Here is a 284-nt window from a genome sequence, read left to right on the forward strand (position 1 = left end):
GTCCATGACGGGAACTCCGTGAAACGTCGGCTCAGCGGACGAGGCAGGGGCGCTTGTTGTCGAAGGTCCAGCCGGGGATCAGGAACTGCATCCCCGCCGCGTCGTCGCGGGCGCCGAGGCCGTGGTCCCGGTAGAGCTGGTGGGCCGCCTCGAGCCCCGTCCAGTCGATCTCGATGCCGAGGCCCGGCCGTTCCGGCACCCGCACGAGGCCGCCGCGGATCGCCAGCGGCTCCCTGGTCAGCCGCTGACCGTCCTGCCAGATCCAGTGCGTGTCGATCGCCGTG

The 284-nt window shown here is 71.5% G+C and carries 1 pseudogene; it reads right to left on the reverse strand.

The features are described from left to right. Positions 1-31: 31 nt before the first annotated feature. Positions 32-284, reverse strand: a pseudogene (gudD, locus tag ACLBXP_RS26005) (glucarate dehydratase); the annotation flags it as partial.

The organism is Methylobacterium sp. A54F (assembly GCF_053346035.1).